We start from the raw sequence: 23,250 nt of genomic DNA, 5'->3' as shown, positions 1-23,250 counted from the left end.
TTGGCTGCAACCACGGCAGCCGACAGGAGATGTGATGAACGACGACTACACCCCGCCGAAGGTCTGGACCTGGGAAAAGGAAAACGGCGGACAATTCGCCAGCACCAACCGACCGGTCGCCGGGCCGACCCATGACAAGCCCTTGGCCGTCGGCAAGCATCCCATCCAGCTTTATTCGCTGGCCACGCCGAACGGGCAGAAGGTCACGATTCTGCTGGAGGAATTGCTGGAGGCCGGCAAGTCCGCCGACTACGACGCCTGGCTGATCAGGATCGGCGATGGCGACCAGTTCGGCAGCGGTTTCGTCGAGGTGAACCCCAATTCGAAGATCCCCGCCCTGATGGATCATTCCGTGACGCCGCCGCGCCGCGTCTTCGAATCGGGCGCGATCCTGCTGTATCTGGCCGAAAAGTTCGATGCCTTCCTGCCGCATGACCCCAGCCTGAGGACCGAGACCCTGAACTGGCTGTTCTGGCAAATGGGTTCGGCCCCCTATCTGGGCGGCGGTTTTGGCCATTTCTATCATTATGCGCCAACGAAGATCGAATATGCGATCGACCGTTTCGCGATGGAGGTGAAACGCCAGCTTGACGTGCTGGACCGCCATCTGGCCGATCATCGTTTCATGGCGGGCGATGAATACACGATTGCCGATATGGCGATCTGGCCCTGGTATGGTCGGTTGATCAGAGGCGGCGCCTATGGCGACGCGGCAACCTTCCTTGACGGCGCCAGCTATACCAGCGTCGCCCGCTGGGAAGCCGAAATTGCCGCCCGCCCCGCCGTCAAACGCGGCATCATGGTGAACAGGACCTCGGGCGAGCCGTCCGGGCAGTTGTGGGAACGCCACGACGCATCGGATTTCGCGACCAGGACGCAGGACAAGCTGGATCCGCAATCCTGACAGCGGAAAGCCCGGGACCGGCCCGGGCTTTCCCTGTTTTCCGTCCCCCGCGATCAGTTGCGGGTGCGATCCACCATCTTGCCCTTGCTGATCCAGGGCATCATCTCACGCAGCTTGGCGCCGACCTTTTCGATCTGGTGTTCGTCGTTGATCCGGCGCGTGGCCTTGAACGACGGCTGACCGACGCTGTTTTCCTGCATGAAATCGCGCACGAACTTGCCCGACTGGATGTCGCGCAGAACCGCCTTCATCCGCGCCTTGGTTTCGTCATAGGGCAGGATGCGCGGGCCGCTGACATATTCGCCGTATTCGGCCGTGTTGCTGATCGAATAGTTCATGTTGGCGATGCCGCCCTCATAGATCAGGTCCACGATCAGTTTTACCTCGTGCAGGCATTCGAAATAGGCCATCTCCGGCTCGTAGCCGGCCTCGACCAGCGTCTCGAATCCCATGCGGATCAGTTCGACCAGACCGCCGCACAGCACCGCCTGTTCGCCGAACAGGTCGGTCTCGCATTCCTCGCGGAAATTGGTCTCGATGATGCCCGAACGGCCGCCGCCGATGGCCGAGCAGTAGGACAGGCCCAGATCCATCGCCTTGCCCGACGCGTCGTTGTGCACCGCGACCAGGCATGGCACGCCGCCGCCCTTGACGTATTCGCCGCGCACGGTGTGGCCGGGGCCCTTGGGGGCCATCATGATCACATCGACACCGGGCTTCGGCTCGATCAGGCCGAAATGCACGTTCAGACCGTGGGCGAAGGCGATCGCTGCGCCCTCACGCAGATTGTCGTGAACGTGTTTCCGGTAGGTCTCGGCCTGCAATTCGTCCGGCATGGTGAACATGATCAGATCGCACCAGGCGGCTGCCTCGGCGATGCCCATGACCTTCAGGCCCTCAGCCTCGGCCTTCTTCGCCGAGGGGCTGCCCTCGCGCAGGGCGATGACGACGTTCTTGGCGCCGGAATCGCGCAGGTTCAGGGCATGGGCGTGGCCTTGCGACCCATAGCCCAGGATCGCGACCTTCTTGTCCTTGATCAGGTTCACGTCACAATCGCGGTCATAGTAAACACGCATCGGTTCTTCCTTTCCTCTCGATCAGCGGGTTTTACGATCAATCGGGACAAGACGTTTGGTCATTCTGATCGAAATATGGCAATAAAGCGCGAAGATCATGCCTGTTGACCCTTCATGTGAATAATTCATGCACGACGCCACCGACCGCCGCATCCTGCGCCATCTTCTGGCCGATCCCGACGCCCCGAACAGCGATCTGGCGCAGCGGGCGGGCGTCACGCAGGCCAGCTTGTGGCGGCGGCTGGACAGGATGCGCGCGACAGGGATCATCGCGGCGATCCAGGGCCGCATCGACTGGCGCGCGCTTGGCTACGAAGTGCAGGTCAGCCTGCGCTTCACGCTGGACAAGACCGATCCGCGCGCTTTCGACGACTTCATCGCCGCCGCCCGCGAGGTGCCCGAGGTCCTGGAAATCCAGACCTTCCTCGGCAGCGTCGATCTGCGTCTGTCGGTGATCGCGCGGGACATGGCGCATTGGCAGCAAATCTATCGCGACCGGATCCTGCGGCTACCGCATGTCTCGGACAGCGACGCGTTGATGCTGGTGTCGACGATCAAGGACAGCGTGGAGCTGGCGCTGTGAGCGACCTGGACCCGACCGATCTGGCGATCCTGCGCATCCTCGCCTCTGACGCGACCACAAGCGCCGCCCGGATCGGGCGCGCGGTCGGCATCGGCCAGCCCGCCGCATGGCGGCGCATCCGCAAGCTGACCGATCAGGGCATTCTTGCCGGGCGGCGCGTGGTGGTGGACAACACCGCCCTCGGTTTCGGGGTGTCGGTATTCCTGGGTGTGCGGCTTGCCACCAAGGGCCGAACAAGCCTGGAAGATTTCGAACGCGCCGTGACCGCGATCCCCGAGGTCCAGATCGTCCAGCACGTCCTTGGCCAGTTCGACTATCGCCTGCGCGTCACCGCCCGCGACATATCCGATTTCGAACGCATCCTGCGTCGCCGGATCATGACCCTGCCCGGCGTCGGGCAGGTCGAGGCGAATGTGATGCTGTCCGAAGAACGCCGACCGGGTCCGCTGGGCGCGCCCGACTGAACGAATCGCGGCCCGGTGCGTTGGACCCAAGGTTCAGTCCAAGGAGAATGCCATGGCCCGAAGCGCCGCCCTTTACCGAATGGTCATGCCCAAGCATCTCTGCCCCTATGGCCGCAAGTCCAAGTGGCTGCTGGAACATAACGGCTACCAGGTCGAGGATCACCCGCTGCGCACCCGCGAGGAAACCGACGATTTCATGCGGAAACATGAGGTCGAGACGACCCCGCAGGCCTGGATCGACGGCAAGCGGATCGGCGGTTATGATGATCTCCGTGCCTTCTTCGGCAAGCCTCTGCCTGACGCGGAAACAACCAGCTACACGCCGGTAATCGCCATCTTCGCCGTCTCGGCGCTGATCGCGCTGGCGATCTTCGCCTTCGCCGGCGGGCCGCTCTGGATGGTGCTGCCGCATTTCGCCGCAACCGCGATGGTCCTGCTGGGTCTGCAAAAACTGCAAGACGTGGAAAGTTTTTCCACGATGTTCCTGAACTACGATCTGCTGGCCCAGAAATGGGTGCCCTACGGCTATGTTTATCCGTTTCTCGAAACCGGCGCGGGACTGCTGATGATCGCGGGGCTGCTGCCCTGGCTGTCCGGCCCCGTGGCCTTGTTCATCGGCTGTTTCGGCGCATGGTCGGTCTTTCGCGCCGTCTATATCGAGAAACGCGAACTGAAATGCGCCTGCGTCGGCGGCAACAGCAACGTGCCGCTGGGCTTCGTGTCGCTGACCGAAAATCTGGTGATGATCGCCATGGGCCTGTTCACGCTGACGCGGCTATTTGTGATCTAGGCCCGTCGGTCGCGATGCAGGATATACAGGCCCGAGCCGAGGATGATGGCAGTGCCGATCCAGGTCCAGGCATCAGGCAGGCTGCCGAAAAAGATCAGGCCGACAAGGGTCGCGCCGACGATTTCCAGATATTGCAGCGGCGCCAGCGTGCTGGCCTCGCAGCGGCTGAAGGCGAAGGTGATCAGCAGGAAGGCCGCCGCGAACAATATCGCCGCAGCAGGGACGGCCAGTTGCACCCAGACCGGTGCCAGGAAATACGAAGGCCCGCCACGGCCGGACAAGGCGGCCGTCAGCGCGGCAAGAGCGGCCAGCAGGGCCGCCGTCAGCGTCGCGCCGATCTGGAGGCTCAGCGCCGATTGCCGCATGCTGGCGCGCCGCAGCACGATCATGTTCGCCGCATAGGCCAGCGCCGCCAGGGCCGGCATCAGGGCGACCGGGCCGAAGATCTGGAAATTCGGCCGGATCACGATCAGCGCGCCGATCAATCCCACGCCGACCGCGACCAGCCGACGCGGGCCGGGCACCTCGCCCAGAAACGGTCCGGCCAGCAGGGTCAGCAGCAGCGGTTCGACGAAGAAGATCGCGATGGCGGTGGCAATCGGCATCCGCTGGAAGGCCGAGATCAGCAGGAACGAGATGGTGATCAGCAACAGGCCAGAGAACACCGCCGCCCCCGAGACCGGCGGACCGCCCAGCCTGCGCCGCGCCAGGATGGCGACGGGGCCGAACAGCATCCCGTTGGCGACGCTGCGCCACAAGGTGACCTCGAACGGTCCGGCAAAGCTCATCAAAGCCTTCGAGATCGCGTCGCCGGCCGGCAGGATCAGCATCGCCACGGCCATCGCCCCAAGGCCAAGCGCCCTTTGATCGTCAGACGCGGCCAATACTATTCGGGCACCACCCGCACCGCGCCCCTGGCCGCGCTGGTGGTCATCGCGGCATAGGCGCGCAGCGCGGTCGAGACCTTGCGCCGGCGCGGTCTTGCAGGCTTCCAGCCCCACGCCTCGCGATCTTCCCGGCGGGCGGCCAGCGTGGCGTCATCGACCTCCAGCGCGATCACCCGGTTGGGAATGTCGATGCGGATCAGGTCTCCCTGTTCGACCAGACCGATCGTGCCGCCCTCGGCCGCCTCGGGCGAGACATGGCCGATCGACAGCCCCGATGAGCCGCCCGAGAACCGCCCGTCCGTGACCAGCGCACAGGCCTTTCCCAGCCCCTTCGATTTCAGGTAGCTGGTGGGATACAGCATTTCCTGCATGCCTGGTCCGCCCCGCGGCCCCTCATAGCGGATCAGCACGACCTCGCCTTCCCTGACCTTGCCGGTCAAGATGCCCGAAACCGCGTCATCCTGGCTTTCGAAAATATGCGCCGGACCGGTGAAGGTCAGGATCGATTCGTCCACGCCCGCCGTCTTCACGATGCAGCCATCCTCGGCCAGATTGCCATACAGGACAGCCAGCCCGCCATCGCGCGAAAAGGCGTGGGCGGCATCGCGGATCACGCCGCCCGCACGGTCCAGATCGACGCTGTCATAGCGGCGGTCCTGCGAAAAGGCGGTCTGCGTGGGCACGCCGCCGGGCGCGGCGCGATAGAAATCATGGACGGATGCGGCGTCCGTGCGCGCCACGTCCCAGCGGTCCAGCGCCCGTGCCAGCGTGCCGGAATGAACGTTGCCGACCGAGGTGTCCAGCAGCCCGGCCCGGTCCAGTTCGCCCAGGATCGCCATGATGCCGCCGGCGCGGTGGACATCTTCCATATGCACATCCGACTTGGCCGGTGCGACCTTGCACAGGACCGGCACCTGTCGCGACAGCTTGTCGATATCGGACATGGTGAAATCCACCTCGCCCTCATGCGCGGCGGCCAGCAGATGCAGCACGGTGTTCGTGGACCCGCCCATCGCGATATCCAGCGTCATCGCGTTCCTGAAGGCGTTGAATCCGGCGATGGAACGCGGCAGGACCGAGGCATCGTCGCCCTCGTAATACCGCCGCGCCAGATCGACGATCAGGTGTCCCGCCTCGACGAACAGCCGCCTGCGGTCGGCATGGGTGGCCAGGGTCGAGCCGTTGCCGGGCAGCGACAGGCCCAAGGCCTCGGTCAGGCAGTTCATCGAATTGGCGGTGAACATGCCCGAGCATGACCCGCAGGTCGGGCAGGCGGATCGTTCGATGGCGGCCACATCGGCCTCGGACACGCTGTCATCGGCGGCGGCGACCATGGCATCGACCAGATCCAGCGTCTTGACGCGGCCATCCTCCAGCACGACCTTGCCAGCCTCCATCGGCCCGCCCGAAACGAACACGACCGGGATGTTCAGCCGCAGCGCCGCCATCAGCATTCCCGGCGTGATCTTGTCGCAATTGCTGATGCAGATCATCGCGTCGGCGCAATGGGCATTGACCATGTATTCCACGCTGTCGGCGATGATCTCGCGCGAGGGCAGCGAATACAGCATCCCGTCATGGCCCATCGCAATCCCGTCATCGACGGCGATGGTGTTGAATTCCTTGGCGATGCCGCCGGCTGCCTCGACTTCGGCCGCGACCAGCTGGCCCAGATCCTTCAGATGGACATGGCCCGGCACGAACTGGGTGAAGCTGTTGACGATGGCGATGATGGGTTTGCCGAAATCCTCGTCCCGGACGCCTGTCGCGCGCCACAAGCCGCGTGCGCCAGCCATGTTGCGGCCATGGGTTGTGGTGCGGGAACGATAGGCGGGCATGGCTGATCTCCTGTGGCTGGCGGTCCTTTAACACCGCCTCTGCCGGAAGGAAATTGCCCTGTGCGACGTCTGGGCCGTGCCATCTGCCGCCCTGCCGGCAGGCGTCACGATGACAGCTTCATCACCAGAATGCCGGTCCCGATCAGCGCGGCCGCGGCCAGCCGGCCGGCGCTGACGGCCTCGCCGAACAGCGCGATTCCCAGCAAGAAACTGCCGATGGCACCGATCCCCGTCCAGACCATGTAGGCGGTGCCCAGCGGCAATTGCCGCATGGCAACCGCCAGCAGCCAGAACGAGCCGACCATTCCGGCCAGCATGATCGCGGTGGGCAGCGGGCGGGTCAGGCCGTGCGACTGCTTCATCGCAGCGGCCCAGACGATTTCCAGCAGACCGGCGATGATGAGAATGATCCAGGGCATGGCAACGACCTCAGGCGGGCCGGGTCGTCCCGGCAATGCAGATCATGAAGGCGAGGTCGTCCCCGGAACCAGCCAGATGGGTCCGGTTGGCGGCGCTTTCAAGGCCGTCCGCCGACGCCCCGTTCCGTTTCGCGGGGGGCCCTGCGCGGGCAAGCCGCGGGTTTCAGCGCAGCCCCAGACCGGCCCGCATCATCATCCGTCGCACCGGACCGATGCCATAAAGCCCGCCCAGTGCGGCCGCCCTGAGGTCGCGCAGCGGCCGCGCCTGCGCTTGGCTGGCGCGATTCAGCGTATCAATGCCCAGAAGCCTTGCATGGGCTTCGGGCCGACGGGAACGGTCATAGGCCGCAAGCCCTGCCGCATCGCCCGGCGCCGCGCGCATCAGATCCAGCAGCGCGGTCAGATCCGCCAGGCTCATGTTCAGTCCCTGCGCGCCGATCGGCGGCAGGACATGGGCTGCCTCGGCGATCAGCGCGGTGCGCGGGCCGCAGAACCGGTCCGCGATCTGGCTGATGATCGGCCATTCGGTCAGCCGTGTCGCCTGGGTCAGATGTCCCATGACCCCGGCCGAACGCGCGTTCAGGGCCGCCTCGAATTGCTCTGGCGGCAGCGCGGCCAGACGCGCGGTTTCGCGCCCGTTTTCCATCCAGACCACGGCTGAACAGGGCCGCCCGTCGCGATCGGACAGCGGCACCAGCGTGAAGGGACCGCCCGAGCGATGCACCTCGGTCGAGACGTTGCCGTGCGGCTGCTCATGCGTGACGGCGAATGCCAGCGCCTTCTGGCCATGGCGGAACGTCCGCACGCCGATGCCCAGGGCCTGCCGCACGGGTGAATCGCGCCCATCGGCGCCGATCAGCAGCCGGACGCGCAGGCGCCGACCATCGGTCAACGTGACCAGCGCCGCCTCGTCGCGCGCGACCACCCCGGCGGTGCCGGTTCCGGGCTGGAACCGCACGTTCTGCAACTGGCCCAGCCGGGCCGCAATCTCGCGGCGCAGCAACCAGTTGGGCAGGTTCCAGCCGAAAGGCGCGTCGCCGATCTCGGCGGCATCGAAATCGCGGATCAGCCGCGGCTCGGGGCGCGCGCCGCCCGCATCCACGATCCGCATGACCTGCAAGGGCGTCGCATGGGGCGCCAGCCGGTCCCAGAGTCCGATCCGCCGCAGCAGATCGACCGAAGGGGCCAGAAAGGCGGTGGTGCGCAGATCGGCCCCCGAGGCGCCTGCATCCGTGACCGGAGGCGCGGGATCGACGCACAAGACCGACAAGCCCTCGGCGCCGAACGCGGCCGCGGCGATCAGCCCGGCGATTCCGCCGCCCGAGACGAGGACATCGACCTCATCGGCGGCAGGTTTCCTGATCATCGACATCGGCGGCCCCGGACATTGCGATCCCGGCCGCCATTCTGCCCCGGCGGCTGCCCGGGGACAATCCGGCACAGGAACGCTTCGAGGTCGCCGATCCGGTGATCGACGTGATTGCCGATCTCGGCCTCGGGCGCGCTGTCGTTCGGACCGTGGCGCCCCGGCCCGACCAGAACCGTCCGCATCCCCAGCCGGTGCGGCACGCGCAGATTGCGCGGGTCGTCCTCGAAAAAGACGGCGCGGGCGGGGTCGATCCCGGCCATGTCGATCACCGCCTCGTAGGCGCGGGGATCGGGCTTGGGGTGGAAATGCGTCTCCTCGACGCCAAAGACAGCCTCGAAGACGTCCAGCCCCCGCGCCGCCAGAACCCTGGCGGCATAGGCGCTGTCGGCATTGGTATGGACGATCTTGCGCCCCGGAAGGGCCGCGATGGCGCGGGCCAGTCCGGGCGCGGGCACGAGGCCGGTGAAGTCGATGTCATGGACATGGCCCAGATAGGCGGCAGGGTCGATCGCATGTTCGGCCATCAGTCCGGCCAGCGTCGTGCCGTGCCGCATCCAGTAATCGCGGCGCAGCCGGTCGGCGGCCTCGCGTTCGACGGACAGCATGCGCATGACCCATTCGGTCATCCGCGCCTCGATCTGCGGGAACAGCGCCATCTCGGGCGGATAGAGCGTGTTGTCCAGATCGAAGATCCAGATATCGGCTTCGGCGAAATCCATGACCCTGCCTAGACCGGTATGCTCGCGCTTGCAATTCGCGCCGGCGCGGCCAATCGTGGCGCCCATGAAGGACGCCTATTCCCTGATCCTGACGGCCATCGAGGCCGGCACCTATCGCCCCGGCGACCGGCTGGTCGAATCCGAACTGGCCGAGCGGTTCGGCGTCAGCCGCACCCCGGTCCGCGAGGCCCTGCAACGGCTGGAGACGCAGGCAATGCTGGTCCGCGACGGACGCAGCCTGATCGTCGCCTCGCTGGATCACAACCAACTGGCCGAGCTTTACACCGTGCGCGCCGAACTGGAGGCGCTGGCCGCGCGCCTGGCCGCCCGCCACGCCACCCCCGAAGAGGTGCGCGTTCTGGCGCAGATGCTGGACGAGGATCAGAAATGCGTCCGCAACCCCGAGGCGCTGGCTCGCGCCAACAAGCGGTTTCACCACCAGATTCATCTGGCCTCGCACAACCGATACCTGGTGCAGCAACTGGACCTTGTCCATCGCAGCATGGCGCTGATGGCGCGCACCTCGCTGGCAGCCGAGGGCCGCAGCGAAACCGCGCTGGTCGAACATCGCCGGATCGTCGAGGCAATTGCGGCCGGCGATGGCGCGGCGGCGGATTCGGCCCTGCGCAGACATATCTCGATGGCCTGGGAGACAAGGCTGAAACTGGAGGCGCAGGCCGATCATGACTGAACCCCCGCTGATCATGGCCGAGGCCGATCCCAAGAACCTGATCCGCGAAAGCTTCCGCATCGAGGGAATCGGAATTGGCGAATGCCGATCGATCTTCGTGGACTGGGCCCTGTCGCTGCCTCCGGGCGTCGATGCGGTCCGGGCGATCCGGTTTCTGCTGGATCACTACGCGCCCAAGGCCGCGCCGGGCGATCAGCCCCATCCGATGGTCGGCGTTCTGGTCGAGGGCGCGCAGGCGCGGGCCGGGGGGCAGCCCCGGCGGCGCGGAGGTCGGGCGGCGCGGGTTCCCGGCTGAGAGATGCGGCTGATCGAGACCGAGGCCGATCTGGCCCTTGGCGCGGCCCATCTGGCGGCGGTCTGCCCGGTCTGGGCACGGGTGCTTCCGCGGCTTGGCCCGCTGCCGCTGCGCCGCAGCGGCGACGGCTTCGAGGCCATTGCCCAGGCCATTACCGGTCAGCAGATTTCGGTCGCGGCCGCTGCCTCGATCTGGGCGCGGATGCAGGCGGCGGGGCTGGTCGCGCCCGAGGCCATCGCGGCGGCCGATGACGATGCCCTGCGCGCAACCGGACTGTCGCGGCCCAAGCTGCGCTACCTGAAGGGGATCGCGAACGCGGGACTGGACTGGCAGGGGCTGCGCACGCTGTCCGATGACAGGGCCATCGCCGCGCTGGTCGCCCTGCCCGGAGTCGGGACATGGACGGCGGAGATCTATCTGAAATTCGCGCTCGGCCGGGCCGACGTGCTGGCCGCGGGCGATCTGGCGCTGCAAGAGGCCGCGCGCATGATGTATGGGCTGGAGGCCCGTCCCGGCCCCGCCGCCCTGCGCGCGCTGTCGCAGCCCTGGCGGCCCTGGCGCGCGGTTGCGGCGCGCGGGCTGTGGGCCTATTACCGGCAGGCCAAAGGACGCGAGGGAATTCGATGACCGACCTGACATCCGCCCGCAAGGGCCCCGAAAAGGCCGATGCCGTCGTGGTCTTCCTGCACGGCTACGGCGCCGATGGGGCCGATCTTCTGGGCCTTGCCGACCCGCTGTCGCCGCATCTGCCGGGCACGGCCTTCCATGCCCCCGACGCGCCGGAACGCAGCATCAACAATCCGATGGGCTATCAGTGGTTTCCGATCCCCTGGCTGGACGGCTCGACCGAGGCGCAGGCGCAAGCGGCAATGGGTCGGTCGATCACCGCGTTGAACGCTTTTCTGGACAGGGTTCTGGCCGATGAGGGGCTGGAAGCGGACCGCATGATCGTGATCGGCTTTTCGCAGGGCACGATGATGGCGCTGCATGTGCTGCCGCGCCGGGACGCCGAAGTGGCGGGCATCGTCGGCTTTTCCGGCCGGTTGCTGGTGCCCGAGATGCTGGAGGACGAGGCCCGCGTCAAGCCTCCGGTCCTGCTGATCCACGGCGACCAGGACCCGATGGTGCCGTTCCAGGACATGGGGCTGGCGGGCGATGCGCTGCAGGCCGCCGGGTTCGAGGTCTTCGCCCATGTCATGGAGGGCACCGGCCACGGCATTGCGCCGGACGGGCTGTCCGTGGCGCTGGCCTTTATCAAGGACCGGCTGGGGAAATAGGGCCGACGGACAGGCGGCCGTGACGAAGATCTCTCAGCCCCAGATCGCGGGATCGGCCAATTCGACCGAATTGCCCGCCGGATCGCGAAAATACAACGAGCGGGCGCCATTCGGCCAGCGAAAGTCGGCCTCGATCTCGATACCATGCGCGAGCAGATGGTCGCGCCAGGCGTCCAGAGTTTCGGGACCGGCGGCCAGACAGACATGGCCCGGCCCGCGCGCGCCATGGGGCGGCACCGGCAGTGTCGCATCCGGTGCCGGTGGCGTTTCGGTGGCGTCTGGGCGGAAGACCAGCAGAACCTGCGGGGGCGGCCCATCGCTGACCCGGAAGAAGACGTGCCGTCCGGGAACGGACTGAAAATCGCAAAGCCCCATCACCTCCCGCCAGAACCTCGTGGCGGCCTCCAGATCGTCGGCATAGAGCGCGCTTTCCAGCGTGCCCAGAAGGGGCGGGGCTGTGGTGGTCATGGCCGCATTCTGCCACGCGGCCGGGCAGCGGGCAAATCGTCACGCTGTCGTCACGCAAACGCGCTATCCGATCGGTGGTTCGAATACATGCGGGGGCTTGCCAGACGGGTAGCCCGATATATAGTCGGTCCCGTGGATAGACCAAGGCCCCGGACCTTGCCAATTCGGGACCGGCTGGAAAAGGCGACATGCTGAACGAGCGTCATCATACGGATTTCCGGACCCATTTCGTTCGCGAACCCGCCGGTCTGCGCCATCACCCGGCGCTGGTGCTGAATGCCGATTACCGGCCGCTCAGCTATTATCCGCTATCGCTGTGGCCTTGGCAGGAAGCGATCAAGGCGGTGTTTCTGGACCGGGTCGCGATCATCGCCGAATATGACGAGGTGGTCCGAAGTCAGCGGCAGGCTTTCCGGATACCCTCGGTCGTCGTCTTGAAAGATTACATAAAACCCCAGAAGCGCGTGGCTTTCACGCGCTTCAATCTTTTTCTCCGGGACGAATTCTGCTGCCAGTATTGCGGCGCCAAGGGCGATCTGACCTTCGATCACGTCGTGCCCCGCTCGCGCGGCGGCGTCACCAGTTGGGAAAACGTGGTCGCCGCCTGTTCGCCCTGCAATCTGCGCAAGGCCAACCGCAGCCTGCGTCATTCGGGGATGAACCTGCGTCGCAAGCCGCGCCAGCCGAGCCCCGGCGAAATGCACGCCGTCGGGCGGCGTTTCCCCCCCAACCACCTGCATGACAGCTGGATGGATTTCCTCTACTGGGATGCCGAACTGGAAAGCTGAGCCAGAACCCCCGGCAGATCGCCATATCCCGTCGTTCGGCGTTCATAGCGCAGACCCAGCCGTTCGGCGGCCTCGCGCGCCTTGGCGTCAAGGGCCGAATCCTCGGTCTGGGCCAGATAGATCAGCGTTTCGTAATGGGCAAAATAGATGTCGCGCAACTGCGGATGCCGATCCAGACCCATGGCGCGCCAGACGAAGGCATCGAACTGGCGGACCAGGAAATCGGTCAGGTAGAAGGCGGTGAATTCGCGTTCGGCGCGCATGGCATGCGCCTCGATCCCGTCGAAGAAGGCATAGCAATGCGGTCCGGGAATCATCTCGACCCCCAATTCCGCGCAGCGCGCCTGCAACAGCCCGCCCGTGCCGCAATCGGCATAGACAACCACGATCCGGTCATAGTCGGGGGCGAAACGGGCGACCGCCGCGCTGACCGCATCGGGAATTTTCTCGGGACGCAGATGCAGTTCGGCAGGCAGGCAATGCAGATCCAGATGATCCCAGCCATTGGCATCCCGGATGGCCAGCAATTCGCGCGCCAAGGCCCCGCAGGCCAGCATCAGGCAGCGGGGCAGCGATTCAGCCGTCGTGATTGTCGCGGCCATCGCGATGACCGAAATGGATCAGCGCCGCGCCCGTCAGCACCGCGAAGATCAGCGCGACCCCCGGCAGGTCCAGGGCGATGGCTGCCAGCAGCGACAGCGCCGCAGCCAGCAGAACGGTCAGGATCATCAACAGGAACTGCGGCAGCGGCATGGGGCAATCTCTCCTCGCCATCAATATGGGACCAATGTGTCGGCTTGAAAAGGAGGCCGTGACAATCCGCGGCAATTTCACGCGCATCGGTGCAGGATCGCCGCTGGGACCTGGTCGCACATTCCGCACATCACGAAAGGTGACCGGCTACCAGCGCAGCATCCCGCGCCCGGCGACCGCGCCTGCCAGCGTGACCACGGCAATGGCCAGCCCATACCAGGTCAGGAAGAACAGCGGCGAATCCTGGGTGCAGAAAAATGCGTAAAGCGTCGCGGCCAGGCTGCCGACCGCAAGACCCAGTGCGGCACCGCTGAGCATCGGCGCGGGGCTGGCGCCGCCACCCAGCACGCGCAGGCCCGCCGCCAGCGGCAGCGCCGAGACCAGCATGATCGCAAAGAAGCACATCATGGCCGAGTTGCCCTTGATCCGCGGCCATACCATGCCGGCCGGGGTCGCCTTGATGGCCAGCACCAGCCACAGCATTGCCGCCGCCGCCACCAGCGCGGCGAAAAGCAACCCCGGCGATCCGCGCGTCTGCGGACGGCTGAGCCGCAAGGCCGCAACCAGGGCCGGCAGTCCCAGTGCCAGCGGCAGCAGCCACTTCATCCGCGTGACCGGGTCCGCCAAGGCCCGCGCCAGATCGGCCCGCACGCCCACCAGCGACACAAGCAGTCCCGCCACCAGTGCAAGCGCCAGCAGGATCGCCGAAACAAGCCGCGGCGTCACGGCGGGCGGGATTGTGTCGTCGCGCACCAGCAGACTGATCAGATCGTCGGTCTTCATCGTTCATCCTCCAATCGCAGCCGGGCCAGCCGTTGCAGGGCACGGTGCAGGGCGACACGCAGGGCGCCCGGCTTCAGGCCAAGACGGCCGCCGCATTCCTCGCTGTCACGACCTTCCAGCGCGAGGCAGCGCATCAGCGCGGCGTCGCGTTCGGGCAGGCGGCCGATCAGGACGGCCGCATCGCGGCGTTCGGTCGGGTCGGGTTCGGGCGCCGATTCCAGGGTCTCGGCGAAATCCTCCACCGGCAGGTGAACCGCGCGGCCGCGACGGCGGAAGGCATCGACCAGCTTGTGTCGTGCGATCGCATAGGCCCAGGGACGCAAAGGCAGCGCCTCGTCCCAGGTTGCGCGCTTCAAATGTATCGCCAGCAAGGTTTCCTGCACGACATCCTCGCACCAGTCGACATCCATCCCCGCAGCGCGTGCCCGGACGATACCGCGCAGAACCGGGGTCATCAGCGTCAGCAGGCGGTGATAGGCCGCCCTGTCGCCCGTATTGGCGGCGCGCATCAGGTCGGACCAGTCTTCCGAACCGCCAGCATCACTCATCGCATGTCCTTACGCCTGATTCCGCGCGGGCGTTACAGCCGCCGCCGGAAATGTCTCTCGCTTCCCTGTCCGCGATCCGCATGGCGGAACCCCGCAATCGGGCGAATGGGCTTCCGGGACGGCAAGGCCGCCGGCCGATCGATCCAGGGAAAGATTACAGATGAACACCAAAGTTGCCACCGCAATCGCCCCGCGACCGGGCCAGGGCAAGCCGTCGCGACGGCCGGAACGACGAGGGCGCAGCCTCCTCCGGCCCATCGAGGGACCGGCGGACGCGGGGCTACGCCCCGAAGCCCGGCCTTGACCTCAGTTCAGGCCGGCATGGTCCAGCGCCGCGTCGATCAGCCGGCGCGTCGGATCGGTCAGGCCCACCAGCGGCAGACGCACGCGTTCGTCGCACAGGCCCAGCCGCGACATGGCATATTTCGCACCGACCAATCCGGGTTCCACGAAGATCGCCAGATGCAGCGGCATCAATCGGTCCTGATATTCCAGCGCCGCGGCATAATCGCCGCGCAGGGTCGCCTCCTGAAACTCGGCGCAAAGTTTCGGCGCGACATTGGCCGTGACGCTGATGCAGCCGATCCCGCCATGAGCGTTGAAGCCAAGCGCGGTGCCGTCCTCGCCGGAAAGCTGGATGAAGTCCGGCCCGCAGGTGATGCGCTGCTGGCTGACCCGTTCCAGCCGGCCGGTCGCATCCTTGACGCCGATGATCCCCGGCAGCCGCGACAACACGCCCATCGTCTCGGGCAGCATGTCGATGACCGAACGGCCGGGGATGTTGTAGATGATGATCGGCAGATCCACCGCCTCGGTCAGGGCGGTGTAATGCGCGATCAGTCCGGCCTGCGTCGGCTTGTTGTAATAGGGCGTCACCACCAGCGCGGCATCCGCGCCGACATCGGCCGCGTGCCGGATCAGGCCGATCCCCTCGCGGGTCGAGTTGGACCCCGCCCCCGCGATTACCGGGATGCGACCGGCAGCGGATCTGACCACCTCTTCGATGACCAGCCGGTGTTCGTCATGGGTCAGCGTCGGGCTTTCGCCGGTGGTGCCGACCGGCACCAGACCGTGGCTGCCCTGATCCACATGCCATTCGACCAGCATCTTCAGCGTGTCCAGATCCAGCTCGCCGTCCGGGGTGAACGGCGTGACCAGCGCGGGCAAAGATCCCTTGAACATGACACGCTCCTTGAAGATTGGATTTCGCCGCGCCTAACTAGCCCCCGGCGCCGGTCTTGCCAAGGTTGTGAATTGCGTCGCGGGCGTCGGGCGGCGAGATGGGGTGGAGATGGGATTTCTGCGTGACATTCTGGCCGCAGGGCTGATTGCCGCCCTGCCGCTTGCCACCCCCGCCCACGCCGAAGAGCGCGGCGCGCTGGCGCTGGCGCTGGCCGCCGCCGATGTGCGCGACTGGGTGACCGCGCGCGATGCTGCGAAACGGTCGGGCCCCGTGGCCGAATCGCTGGTCGGCTGGCAGGCCCTGCGCGCGGGCTACGGCGATTTCGCCGATTACCTCGCCTTCATCCGCCGGCATCCGGATTGGCCAGGTCTGAACCTGTTGCGCAGACGCGGCGAGGCGAAACTGCCCGCCACCCTGCCCGAGGCCGACATCCGCGACTGGCTGGGCGATGAGCCGCCCCGGTCGCTGCGGGCCGAAACCGCGTTGCTGGCGGTTCTGGACCCCGACGAGGCCCGCGCCGAACGCGCACGGTTCTGGACCGAAACACCGCTGGAAGGCGAGGAAGAAACGGCGTTCCTGGATCGCTATGGCGAAGAACTTGCGCCGCTGATGACGGCGCGCGCGGTGGCCATGCTGGACCGGCAGGAATGGGCGCAGGCCCAGCGGCTGCTGGAACGCCTGCCCCAGACCGACCGCCCCCTGATCGCCGCCCGGATCGCGCTTCAGGCGCGCCAGCCGGGTGTCGATGACATGATCCTTGCCCTGCCGGCCGACCAGCGCGAGGATCCCGGCCTGACCATGGACCGCTTTCGGTGGCGGGTGAAGGCAAAGTTCCACGACGGCGCGCGGGATCTGATGCTTGCGGCCTCGACCAGCGCCGAGGCATTGCGGGTGCCCGAACTCTGGGCGCAGATGCGGGTCGACTACGCGCGCCTGGCGATGCGGCAGGGCGACTGGGCGCTGGCCGAAAGGCTGGCCGCGCAGCATTTCCTGACGCCGGACAATCCGCATTATTCCGACCTTGAATGGCTGGCCGGATTCGCGGCGCTGCATCAGGGCGCGGGGCAGCGGGCGCTGGATCATTTCCGCCATCTGGAAACCGTCGTCGGCAGCGCGATCAGCACTGCGCGGGCGCTTTACTGGCAGGGCCGCGCACAAGAGGCGCTTGGCGATCAGGCGGCGGCGCGGGCAGCCTATGCCGGGGCGGCGCGGCAGCCCGGCGTCTTCTATGGCCAGCTTGCCGCAGAAAAGGTTCGCGCCACCATGCCGCCCGCCTTTGCGGTCCCCGGCAAGGCGGTCGAGACCCTGCCCGACTGGCGCGGCGCTCGGCTGGCCGAGAACGACGTCTTTCGCGCCGGGCTGTGGCTGCTGGCGGTCGGGCGGGTGGATGAAGCACAGCGATTTTTCCTGCAACTTTCGCAAACGGCCGAGCCCGAGGACATCGCCCGCATGGCCCGGCTGATGATCGAGGCGCGGGCGCCCTGGCATGGCCTGCGCCTGTCCAAGCAGGCCGCCGGCAAGGGCGTGATCTATCCCGCCGCGCAATTCCCGCTGACCGGGCTGGAAAAGGCCGATCTGGGGCTGCCTCCCGAACTGATCCTGTCGATCGCGCGACAGGAATCCGAATTCAACCACACGGCCAGCAGCCCGGTCGGCGCGCGCGGTTTGATGCAGCTGATGCCCGGAACGGCCGAACAGATGGCCCGCCGATTGCGCCTGCCCTACGACCTGCCGCGGCTGACCGCCGATCCGGCCTATAATGCCCGGCTGGGCGCCGCCTATCTGGAGGGCCTGCGCGAAAGGTTCGGGACCTCGACCGCGCTGACCGCCTCGGGCTACAATGCCGGGCCCGGCCGGCCGGCGCGCTGGCTGTCGGATTTCGGCGATCTGCGGCGCGATTTCGATCCGGTGGACTGGGTCGAACTGATCCCCTTCGACGAGACGCGCAACTATGTCATGCGCGTGACCGAGGCGATGGCGATCTATCGCGCCCGCATCAGCGGCAAGCCCGCCCCGATCGTGCCGACCTTCGATCTGACCGGCGGCGGGCTGATGCCGCCGCCGCCGCTGCGGCTGACGCTGGCGCTGTCGTCCCGGCCACCCGGAAAACCCTTCATCGGGCCACGCCTGCCCGAAGGCCGGATCAATCCTGCGGTCGAGGCGGTCGCGTCCGATTGAGGCGTGGTCAGGAACGGCGCCAGGCATCCGCAATCGGTCGGGCGCACCGGGCCGACATCTCGTTCCGGTCCCCGGTTCCGCGCCTCGAGATCTCAGGCCGATCTGACCCTCGCGCGCCACAGCGTGAACAGGCCGGCCAACACCACGATCATGGCACCCAGAACGACGCTGGGGCGCAGCACCTCGCCGAAGACGAACACGCCGATCAGACTGGCCCAGACCAGTTGCGTGTAGGCAAAGGGCTGCAGCGCAGAGGCCTCGGCCAGTTCATAGGCGCGGATCATCAGATAATGCGAGCTCATGCCGCAGATGCACAATCCCGCCATCCAGATCCAGTCCACCGGCGCCAGCCAGCGCCAGTCCCAGATCCCGATCAGCGTGATCGCCACCGCCCCCGCGACGCCGGTCCAGAAGAAGCTGACCATCGAGGGATCGTCGCGCGAGACATGCCGCGTCAGCAAACCATAGAGCGCGAACATGAACGCCGCGAGAAAGGGCAGCAGCGATTCGATCCGCATGACGCCGCCGCCGGGTTGCAGGATCACGAGAATGCCCGAAAAGCCGATCCCGATCGCCGCCCAGCGGCGCCAGCCGACCTTCTCGCCCAGGACCGGGCCGGAGAGGGCCGCGACCAGCAGCGGATAGGCGATGAAGACGGCCTGCGTCTCGACCAGGCCGAGGCGGACGAAAGCCTCGACCATGACCACGACCTCCAGCACCAGAAGCACGCCCCGCGCGATCTGCGTCAGCGGCCGCCTGGTGCGCACCGCCCGCCTCAGACCGCCCGGCTGACGCGAGACCAAGACGATGACGAAAGCCGCGAAGACCCAGTATCGGATCATCACCACAAGAACCGGCGGATATTCCGCGCCCAGCACCCGCGAAAAGCCATCCTGCATCGAAAAGATCAGCGCGCTGGCGGACATCAGCAGGATCCCCAGCCCGGTCCTGTCCTGCGCGGGCGGGGACATCCGCGGCGGCACGGGCGGCGGCGCAGAGGCCGCGGCCGCCGAGGCGGCATGGGGCGGGTCGTGACGATCGTCGGGCATGGGCGCGGTCCTCTGTATACCGCCCATGCGCGGCGCGCGAGGCTACGTCAAGTCATGGCCGGAATGCGCTTGCCGCAGATCGGCCCGGCGCGACCGCGCGGTCAGTCGCGGCTGCGAATCACCTTGGCGAAGGGCTGGAATATCTGCGGATTGGCGGCAATCATGCGGCCCGTTTCCAGCGCATCGTCGCCCTCGCCGATGCCTTCGACGAAACCGCCGGCCTCGCGCACAATCAGAATGCCCGCCGCCACGTCCCAGGGCTTGTTGCCGCGTTCCCAGTAGCCATCGTATCGCCCGGCCGCGACATAGGCCAGATCCAGCGAGGCCGCGCCCAGGCGGCGGACACCGGCGCTGATCGGCATCAGCCGGGCCAGATCCTGCAAGGCGGCCGGCAAGGGACCGCGCCCGGCGAAGGGAATGCCCGTGGCGAACAGCGCCTCGCCCAGATGGCGCCGGCCCGAGACGCGGAGGCGCTGGTCGTTCATGAAGGCGCCGGCACCCTTTTCGGCGGTGAACAGCTCGTCCTTGGCGGCATCGAAGATCACCGCCGCGACGATTTCCCTCTTGTGCTCCAGCGCGATGCTGACGGCCCAGTGCGGCAGGCCGTGCAGGAAATTGGTGGTCCCGTCCAGCGGATCGACGATCCAGCGCCGCGTCGGATCCTCGCCAGCATCCTCGCCGGTCTCTTCGCCCAGCCAGCCGTAATTGGGCCGCGCGTTGCGCAGTTCCTCCTTGATGACCCGCTCGGCCTCGCGGTCGGCGCGGGTCACGAAATCGCCCGCGCCCTTGACGCTGACCTGGAGGTTCTCGACCTCGCGGAAATCCTTGACCAGCGCGCGTCCCGCCTTGCGGGCGGCCTTGATCATGACGTTCAGATTGGCGCTTGCCATCACATGCTCCGGAATGGGGATCGCCGCCTCATAGGGGCTGGCGCGCGGAATGTGAAGCCGCGCGCGGCGTCACGAGGCCGAACCACGCAGCATCCGCAGCGGCTCGGTGCGCGAAAGCCGCAGGACATGGGCCATGTAGGGCTGCGACAGATCCTCTTCGCGGATCGCGGCATAGAGGCGGCGCAGGATGCCGCCCGGGCCCAGAGGCAACATGGCGATATCGGGATTGGCGGATTCGCGACGCAGAACCCAGTCGGGCATCACCGCCACACCTCGCCGAGAGGCGACCAGCATCAGCGACACCGCTGTCAGTTCCACCGTGCGCTGGCGGGCGGGCTCGATCCCGGCGGGGGTCAGGAACTGGCTGAACACGTCCAGCCGCGCACGCTCCATCGGATAGGTGATCAGCGTTTCATCCGCCAGATCCCGCGGGTCGGCATAGCCCTTGATGGTCAGCGGATGCCCGGCCGGGACCACCAGCGTGGGCGCATAGTCGAATAGCGGCTGGTAGATCACGCCCGGCACATCCTCGGGGTCGGAGGAGATGACCAGATCGACCTCTTCGCGCGCCAGCGCGGGCAGCGCGCCGAAGGCCAGCCGCTGGCGGATGTCCACGTCCACGTCGGGCCATGCCCGGCGGAAGATGTCCAGCACCGGCAGCAGCCAGTCGAAACAGGCGTGGCATTCCATCGCGATATGCAGCCGGCCGATTCGGCCTGCCTCGACGCCCTTGAACTCGGCTTCGGTCGCCGCGACCATGGGCAATACCTGCTCGGCCAGCCGCAGGACGCGCATTCCGGCCGCAGACAGCCGCATCGGCTTGGCCCGGCGAACGAACAGTTCCACCCCGGCCTGCTGCTCCAGCGCCTTGACCTGATGCGACAGCGCCGATTGGGTGATGTTCAGTACTTCGGCCGCCCGCGCCAGGCCACCCTGTTCGTGGATCGCCTGAACCGTTCGCAGATGGCGCAGTTCCAGATGCATGTTGAGCCCGTTTCAAGTTTATCTTGAGAATTATGAATTTGTCTCACGGCCCCGATGATGGCACAAGAGGCGCAAGACAAAGGAATCGCCATGACCCGCACCGCGCCGAAGATCAGCTTCGAATTCTTTCCGCCCAAGACGCTGGACGCCTCGTTCCGTCTGTGGGAAGCCGCGCGCGCCCTGGCCCCGCTGAACCCCGATTTCGTGTCGGTCACCTATGGCGCGGGCGGCACCACGCGCAAGCTGACCCATGACGCGGTGACGACGATCAACCGCCATTACGGGCTGAACGTCGCCGCCCACCTGACCTGCGTCGAGGCCACGCGCGCCGAGACGATGGAGATCGTGCAATCCTATGCCGATGCCGGAATCCGCGAAATCGTGGCCCTGCGCGGCGATGCGCCCAAGGGGCAGGACCGCTTCACGCCGCACGATGACGGCTTCGTCAATTCGGTCGAACTGATCGAGGCGATCGCCGCCCGGGGCGACATGACGATCCGTGTCGGCGCCTATCCCGAACCGCATCCCGACAGTGCCGATGGTGACGCCGATGTCGCCTGGCTGAAACGCAAGATCGACGCCGGTGCGACCAGCGCCATCACCCAGTTCTTCTTCGAGGCCGAAACCTTTTTCCGTTTCCGCGACAAATGCGACAAGGCGGGCATCGACGTGCCGATCATTCCCGGCATTCTGCCGATTCAGGGCTGGGCGGGCGCCAAACGGTTCGCGCAAAGCTGCGGCACGACCATTCCCGCCTGGGCCGAGGATGCCTTTGCAGCCGCGATCCGCGACGGCGGCGACCGCGAACGGCTTCTGGCCACCGCCATTTGCGCCGAGTTGTGTGACACGCTGATCGAGGGCGGCGTGGACCGGCTGCATTTCTATACGCTGAACCGGCCCGAAATGACCCGCGACGTCTGCGCCGCACTTGGCGTGCAACCCGTCCGCGAACTGGAGGCAGTGGCCTGAAGCCGCGCTTGCCGATCCGAACCGGCCCGGCCTGAAGACGCCGGAAAGTCGTGGCCCGGCATCCCTTGGGGCGGGCGCGGCGATGCCTACCTGCTCCAGAGAGGTCCAAAGGTTGGCCCAATCAGGACGCGCCAGAGGCTTCTGCATCGCCGCGTCACCGACGTCGCGCGCGGACTTGGGATCCGGGTCGCGGGCTTCGCGTTTCGGGCTTTGGCCGATCCGGCGCTCAGATATTGTCCGAGGCGGCGTCCGATGCGGGCTGCGCGCGCTTCCAGCGGCGCGATATTCGGCGCGGCATGTCCAGTGCGTGACCGGCCAGATGACCGGTCAGCAGTGCCGGGCCGGGATAGGGATCGGGCACCGTCGGATGCAGAGCCTCGCTGGCGATGGTTCCGGCCACGCGCGGCGCACGCGAGAGGAATGCCTTGCCCCATTTGCGCCATGAGCCGATACCGGGCGCGGTCGGATCGCCGGGGAAATGTGCCTGCCAGTCATGGGGCAGCGGCAGGCCCGCGCCTTCGGCCTTCTCCAGCATCCAGACCAGCGGGATATTCGCCAGCGGACGGGCAAATTCCAGTCCGCTGAGCTGTCCGCCGATATCGGCGTGGGCGCCACGAAACCACATCTGTTCGATATGGCCGGCGCCGCCGGCATCGTCCCAGAGCAGCGGCGCAAAGGCAGCCCGCGTCTCGTCCAGAGCCAACGCCTGAAACCCGTATTCCACCTGGCCGCCCAGATGCGGATCGTGAAAGCGAAAGCGCGGCTCGGTCAGCATCCACAGCAGCGGCAACCGCAGCCCAAGCGCCATCACCGTGTCGAAACAGCCGACCATGCGAATCGGCACCTCGGACCGGCAACGCCGTCGGTGGAAGGCGGCGATGGCTTTTTCCGATCCGCCGTCGCGATAATACCGCCATGCCAGGCGCGTGTTGCGTTCGGTGGCCGCATCCGCGCGCAGCAGGCCGATCCGCCCGATCATGCCGGCGAGACTGCGCACCGCAAAGGCGCCGCGGGAATAGCCGAACAGAAAGATCTGGTCGCCCGGACGATACCCCGAGGCAAGCCAGCCATAGGCGTCGATGATCCGCGCCTCCATTGCCCGGCCCATGGCCAGTTCGGGCAGGGTTCGCCAGCGGTTCCATTGCTGGCCCAGACCGTAATGGATACGTGGCCGCGGACCGGGCAGAGGGCCGAAAAGGCCGGTCAGCAGCCGGTGGATACGTCCGATCGACGACCGCCGCCCATCATCGAGCGAGGCGAAGGTGCCGTCCATCAGCACGACGTGAATCTGAACCGGGCGAATCGTTACCATCCTCCGACGCTAGCATGCGAGCGTGAGGAAACA

Annotated in this window: 27 protein-coding genes; 11 read left to right on the top strand and 16 right to left on the bottom strand. The window is 66.8% G+C overall.

Features of this window, described 5'->3' with window-relative positions:
• The first annotated feature begins 34 nt into the window (after nt 1-34).
• Nucleotides 35-904: a glutathione-dependent disulfide-bond oxidoreductase gene (gene yghU / locus AC13CR_RS16045; RefSeq protein ID WP_482900691.1), complete on the top strand. Its 870-nt coding sequence runs from the start codon at nt 35-37 to the stop codon at nt 902-904.
• Nucleotides 905-957: 53 nt separating this feature from the next.
• Here yghU and ilvC read toward each other — a convergent pair whose 3' ends face one another.
• Entirely contained in the window at nt 958-1,980 is a 1,023-nt protein-coding gene (gene ilvC / locus AC13CR_RS16040) for a ketol-acid reductoisomerase (RefSeq protein WP_446233442.1), read from the bottom strand.
• Nucleotides 1,981-2,107: 127 nt separating this feature from the next.
• On the opposite strand from ilvC, the gene AC13CR_RS16035 reads away from it, so the two are divergent.
• Genes AC13CR_RS16035 through AC13CR_RS16025 form a run of 3 tightly spaced genes read left to right on the top strand, consistent with a single transcriptional unit; the run spans nt 2,108 to nt 3,817 of the window.
• On the top strand, nt 2,108-2,563 hold the full coding sequence (locus AC13CR_RS16035; protein WP_292951791.1) for an Lrp/AsnC family transcriptional regulator: 456 nt from the start codon (nt 2,108-2,110) through the stop codon (nt 2,561-2,563).
• A complete protein-coding gene (locus tag AC13CR_RS16030) occupies nt 2,560-3,027 on the top strand; it encodes an Lrp/AsnC family transcriptional regulator (RefSeq protein ID WP_292978036.1) in 468 nt (155 codons plus the stop codon). The genes AC13CR_RS16035 and AC13CR_RS16030 overlap by 4 nt, the downstream gene beginning before the upstream one ends.
• Nucleotides 3,028-3,079: 52 nt before the next feature.
• A complete protein-coding gene (locus AC13CR_RS16025) occupies nt 3,080-3,817 on the top strand; it encodes a MauE/DoxX family redox-associated membrane protein (RefSeq protein ID WP_292951785.1) in 738 nt (245 codons plus the stop codon).
• Here the strand turns inward: AC13CR_RS16025 and AC13CR_RS16020 are convergent.
• From AC13CR_RS16020 to AC13CR_RS16000, 5 genes are all read right to left on the bottom strand, one after another.
• Nucleotides 3,814-4,659, bottom strand: coding sequence for a DMT family transporter (locus AC13CR_RS16020; RefSeq protein ID WP_292951782.1), 846 nt, complete (start codon nt 4,657-4,659; stop codon nt 3,814-3,816). The two genes, AC13CR_RS16025 and AC13CR_RS16020, sit on opposite strands and share 4 nt — an antisense overlap.
• A gap of 44 nt (nt 4,660-4,703) precedes the next feature.
• On the bottom strand, nt 4,704-6,542 hold the full coding sequence (gene ilvD / locus AC13CR_RS16015; RefSeq protein ID WP_292951779.1) for a dihydroxy-acid dehydratase: 1,839 nt from the start codon (nt 6,540-6,542) through the stop codon (nt 4,704-4,706).
• Nucleotides 6,543-6,646: 104 nt separating this feature from the next.
• Nucleotides 6,647-6,961, bottom strand: a complete 315-nt coding sequence (locus tag AC13CR_RS16010) for a DMT family transporter (protein WP_292951776.1) — start codon at nt 6,959-6,961, stop codon at nt 6,647-6,649.
• 163 nt (nt 6,962-7,124) lie between these two features.
• On the bottom strand, nt 7,125-8,333 hold the full coding sequence (locus AC13CR_RS16005; protein ID WP_446232526.1) for a UbiH/UbiF family hydroxylase: 1,209 nt from the start codon (nt 8,331-8,333) through the stop codon (nt 7,125-7,127).
• On the bottom strand, nt 8,324-9,115 hold the full coding sequence (locus tag AC13CR_RS16000) for a pyrimidine 5'-nucleotidase (protein WP_414692125.1): 792 nt from the start codon (nt 9,113-9,115) through the stop codon (nt 8,324-8,326). The genes AC13CR_RS16005 and AC13CR_RS16000 overlap by 10 nt, the downstream gene beginning before the upstream one ends.
• On the opposite strand from AC13CR_RS16000, the gene AC13CR_RS15995 reads away from it, so the two are divergent.
• Genes AC13CR_RS15995 through AC13CR_RS15980 form a run of 4 tightly spaced genes read left to right on the top strand, consistent with a single transcriptional unit; the run spans nt 9,114 to nt 11,312 of the window.
• Nucleotides 9,114-9,740 carry a GntR family transcriptional regulator gene (locus AC13CR_RS15995; RefSeq protein WP_292951770.1) on the top strand — a complete coding sequence of 209 codons (627 nt, stop codon included), beginning with the start codon at nt 9,114-9,116 and terminating at the stop codon, nt 9,738-9,740. The two genes, AC13CR_RS16000 and AC13CR_RS15995, sit on opposite strands and share 2 nt — an antisense overlap.
• Nucleotides 9,733-10,035 (top strand): hypothetical protein, encoded by a 303-nt coding sequence (locus tag AC13CR_RS15990; protein ID WP_292951767.1) that lies wholly within the window; start codon nt 9,733-9,735, stop codon nt 10,033-10,035. The genes AC13CR_RS15995 and AC13CR_RS15990 overlap by 8 nt, the downstream gene beginning before the upstream one ends.
• A 3-nt stretch (nt 10,036-10,038) precedes the next feature.
• Entirely contained in the window at nt 10,039-10,662 is a 624-nt protein-coding gene (locus tag AC13CR_RS15985) for a DNA-3-methyladenine glycosylase family protein (protein WP_292951764.1), read from the top strand.
• Complete coding sequence (locus AC13CR_RS15980) at nt 10,659-11,312, top strand: alpha/beta hydrolase (RefSeq protein WP_292951761.1); 654 nt, start codon at nt 10,659-10,661, stop codon at nt 11,310-11,312. Before AC13CR_RS15985 ends, AC13CR_RS15980 begins: the two co-directional genes overlap by 4 nt.
• Nucleotides 11,313-11,345: 33 nt before the next feature.
• On the opposite strand, the gene AC13CR_RS15975 is transcribed toward AC13CR_RS15980, so the two are convergent.
• Entirely contained in the window at nt 11,346-11,780 is a 435-nt protein-coding gene (locus tag AC13CR_RS15975; RefSeq protein ID WP_292951758.1) for a VOC family protein, read from the bottom strand.
• 188 nt (nt 11,781-11,968) lie between these two features.
• Between AC13CR_RS15975 and AC13CR_RS15970 the strand changes: the two genes are divergently transcribed.
• On the top strand, nt 11,969-12,568 hold the full coding sequence (locus AC13CR_RS15970) for an HNH endonuclease (protein ID WP_292951755.1): 600 nt from the start codon (nt 11,969-11,971) through the stop codon (nt 12,566-12,568).
• Here the strand turns inward: AC13CR_RS15970 and AC13CR_RS15965 are convergent.
• The 5 genes from AC13CR_RS15965 to dapA all read right to left on the bottom strand — a co-directional run bounded on the left by AC13CR_RS15965 (nt 12,541) and on the right by dapA (nt 15,834).
• Nucleotides 12,541-13,170 (bottom strand): DUF1638 domain-containing protein, encoded by a 630-nt coding sequence (locus AC13CR_RS15965; RefSeq protein ID WP_292951752.1) that lies wholly within the window; start codon nt 13,168-13,170, stop codon nt 12,541-12,543. The genes AC13CR_RS15970 and AC13CR_RS15965 overlap by 28 nt on opposite strands.
• Nucleotides 13,145-13,321, bottom strand: a complete 177-nt coding sequence (locus AC13CR_RS15960; protein ID WP_292951749.1) for a hypothetical protein — start codon at nt 13,319-13,321, stop codon at nt 13,145-13,147. The genes AC13CR_RS15965 and AC13CR_RS15960 overlap by 26 nt, the downstream gene beginning before the upstream one ends.
• Nucleotides 13,322-13,468: 147 nt before the next feature.
• Nucleotides 13,469-14,104, bottom strand: coding sequence for an NrsF family protein (locus tag AC13CR_RS15955; RefSeq protein ID WP_292951746.1), 636 nt, complete (start codon nt 14,102-14,104; stop codon nt 13,469-13,471).
• Entirely contained in the window at nt 14,101-14,652 is a 552-nt protein-coding gene (locus AC13CR_RS15950; RefSeq protein WP_292951743.1) for a sigma-70 family RNA polymerase sigma factor, read from the bottom strand. Before AC13CR_RS15950 ends, AC13CR_RS15955 begins: the two co-directional genes overlap by 4 nt.
• A gap of 306 nt (nt 14,653-14,958) precedes the next feature.
• Nucleotides 14,959-15,834, bottom strand: a complete 876-nt coding sequence (gene dapA / locus AC13CR_RS15945; RefSeq protein WP_292978042.1) for a 4-hydroxy-tetrahydrodipicolinate synthase — start codon at nt 15,832-15,834, stop codon at nt 14,959-14,961.
• A 109-nt stretch (nt 15,835-15,943) separates the two neighbouring features.
• Here dapA and AC13CR_RS15940 point away from each other — a divergent pair, with 109 nt between their 5' ends.
• Nucleotides 15,944-18,013, top strand: a complete 2,070-nt coding sequence (locus AC13CR_RS15940; protein ID WP_482900690.1) for a lytic transglycosylase domain-containing protein — start codon at nt 15,944-15,946, stop codon at nt 18,011-18,013.
• A 92-nt stretch (nt 18,014-18,105) separates the two neighbouring features.
• Here AC13CR_RS15940 and AC13CR_RS15935 read toward each other — a convergent pair whose 3' ends face one another.
• The 3 genes from AC13CR_RS15935 to AC13CR_RS15925 all read right to left on the bottom strand — a co-directional run bounded on the left by AC13CR_RS15935 (nt 18,106) and on the right by AC13CR_RS15925 (nt 20,936).
• Nucleotides 18,106-19,062 carry a DMT family transporter gene (locus tag AC13CR_RS15935; protein WP_292951734.1) on the bottom strand — a complete coding sequence of 319 codons (957 nt, stop codon included), beginning with the start codon at nt 19,060-19,062 and terminating at the stop codon, nt 18,106-18,108.
• 101 nt (nt 19,063-19,163) lie between these two features.
• Entirely contained in the window at nt 19,164-19,955 is a 792-nt protein-coding gene (locus AC13CR_RS15930) for an inositol monophosphatase family protein (RefSeq protein ID WP_292951731.1), read from the bottom strand.
• Nucleotides 19,956-20,021: 66 nt separating this feature from the next.
• Entirely contained in the window at nt 20,022-20,936 is a 915-nt protein-coding gene (locus AC13CR_RS15925; RefSeq protein WP_292951728.1) for a LysR family transcriptional regulator, read from the bottom strand.
• 90 nt (nt 20,937-21,026) lie between these two features.
• Here AC13CR_RS15925 and metF point away from each other — a divergent pair, with 90 nt between their 5' ends.
• A complete protein-coding gene (gene metF, locus AC13CR_RS15920) occupies nt 21,027-21,905 on the top strand; it encodes a methylenetetrahydrofolate reductase [NAD(P)H] (protein WP_292951725.1) in 879 nt (292 codons plus the stop codon).
• Between the two features lie 226 nt (nt 21,906-22,131).
• Here metF and AC13CR_RS15915 read toward each other — a convergent pair whose 3' ends face one another.
• Nucleotides 22,132-23,217, bottom strand: a complete 1,086-nt coding sequence (locus AC13CR_RS15915) for a DUF2235 domain-containing protein (RefSeq protein ID WP_292951722.1) — start codon at nt 23,215-23,217, stop codon at nt 22,132-22,134.
• Nucleotides 23,218-23,250: the final 33 nt, after the last annotated feature.

Source organism: Paracoccus sp. L-17 (assembly GCF_056857655.1).
Note: the sequence above shows the minus strand (reverse complement) of the source record. Positions and strands in the feature narration are given on the sequence as shown.

What these genes read in the sequence shown, in the direction of transcription:
- AC13CR_RS15915 (WP_292951722.1), bottom strand. Translation starts at nt 23,217, where the DNA reads ATGGTAACGATTCGCCCGGTTCAGATTCACGTCGTGCTGATGGACGGC.
- AC13CR_RS15975 (WP_292951758.1), bottom strand. Translation starts at nt 11,780, where the DNA reads ATGACCACCACAGCCCCGCCCCTTCTGGGCACGCTGGAAAGCGCGCTC.
- AC13CR_RS15955 (WP_292951746.1), bottom strand. Translation starts at nt 14,104, where the DNA reads ATGAAGACCGACGATCTGATCAGTCTGCTGGTGCGCGACGACACAATC.
- AC13CR_RS15990 (WP_292951767.1), top strand. Translation starts at nt 9,733, where the DNA reads ATGACTGAACCCCCGCTGATCATGGCCGAGGCCGATCCCAAGAACCTG.
- yghU (WP_482900691.1), top strand. Translation starts at nt 35, where the DNA reads ATGAACGACGACTACACCCCGCCGAAGGTCTGGACCTGGGAAAAGGAA.
- ilvC (WP_446233442.1), bottom strand. Translation starts at nt 1,980, where the DNA reads ATGCGTGTTTACTATGACCGCGATTGTGACGTGAACCTGATCAAGGAC.
- AC13CR_RS15995 (WP_292951770.1), top strand. Translation starts at nt 9,114, where the DNA reads ATGAAGGACGCCTATTCCCTGATCCTGACGGCCATCGAGGCCGGCACC.
- AC13CR_RS15970 (WP_292951755.1), top strand. Translation starts at nt 11,969, where the DNA reads ATGCTGAACGAGCGTCATCATACGGATTTCCGGACCCATTTCGTTCGC.
- AC13CR_RS16020 (WP_292951782.1), bottom strand. Translation starts at nt 4,659, where the DNA reads ATGGCCGTGGCGATGCTGATCCTGCCGGCCGGCGACGCGATCTCGAAG.
- AC13CR_RS16010 (WP_292951776.1), bottom strand. Translation starts at nt 6,961, where the DNA reads ATGCCCTGGATCATTCTCATCATCGCCGGTCTGCTGGAAATCGTCTGG.
- AC13CR_RS16005 (WP_446232526.1), bottom strand. Translation starts at nt 8,333, where the DNA reads ATGTCGATGATCAGGAAACCTGCCGCCGATGAGGTCGATGTCCTCGTC.
- AC13CR_RS15935 (WP_292951734.1), bottom strand. Translation starts at nt 19,062, where the DNA reads ATGCCCGACGATCGTCACGACCCGCCCCATGCCGCCTCGGCGGCCGCG.
- AC13CR_RS15950 (WP_292951743.1), bottom strand. Translation starts at nt 14,652, where the DNA reads ATGAGTGATGCTGGCGGTTCGGAAGACTGGTCCGACCTGATGCGCGCC.
- AC13CR_RS16035 (WP_292951791.1), top strand. Translation starts at nt 2,108, where the DNA reads ATGCACGACGCCACCGACCGCCGCATCCTGCGCCATCTTCTGGCCGAT.
- AC13CR_RS16025 (WP_292951785.1), top strand. Translation starts at nt 3,080, where the DNA reads ATGGCCCGAAGCGCCGCCCTTTACCGAATGGTCATGCCCAAGCATCTC.
- AC13CR_RS15925 (WP_292951728.1), bottom strand. Translation starts at nt 20,936, where the DNA reads ATGCATCTGGAACTGCGCCATCTGCGAACGGTTCAGGCGATCCACGAA.
- AC13CR_RS15960 (WP_292951749.1), bottom strand. Translation starts at nt 13,321, where the DNA reads ATGCCGCTGCCGCAGTTCCTGTTGATGATCCTGACCGTTCTGCTGGCT.
- AC13CR_RS16000 (WP_414692125.1), bottom strand. Translation starts at nt 9,115, where the DNA reads ATGGGCGCCACGATTGGCCGCGCCGGCGCGAATTGCAAGCGCGAGCAT.
- metF (WP_292951725.1), top strand. Translation starts at nt 21,027, where the DNA reads ATGACCCGCACCGCGCCGAAGATCAGCTTCGAATTCTTTCCGCCCAAG.
- ilvD (WP_292951779.1), bottom strand. Translation starts at nt 6,542, where the DNA reads ATGCCCGCCTATCGTTCCCGCACCACAACCCATGGCCGCAACATGGCT.
- AC13CR_RS15940 (WP_482900690.1), top strand. Translation starts at nt 15,944, where the DNA reads ATGGGATTTCTGCGTGACATTCTGGCCGCAGGGCTGATTGCCGCCCTG.
- AC13CR_RS15980 (WP_292951761.1), top strand. Translation starts at nt 10,659, where the DNA reads ATGACCGACCTGACATCCGCCCGCAAGGGCCCCGAAAAGGCCGATGCC.
- dapA (WP_292978042.1), bottom strand. Translation starts at nt 15,834, where the DNA reads ATGTTCAAGGGATCTTTGCCCGCGCTGGTCACGCCGTTCACCCCGGAC.
- AC13CR_RS15985 (WP_292951764.1), top strand. Translation starts at nt 10,039, where the DNA reads ATGCGGCTGATCGAGACCGAGGCCGATCTGGCCCTTGGCGCGGCCCAT.
- AC13CR_RS15965 (WP_292951752.1), bottom strand. Translation starts at nt 13,170, where the DNA reads ATGGCCGCGACAATCACGACGGCTGAATCGCTGCCCCGCTGCCTGATG.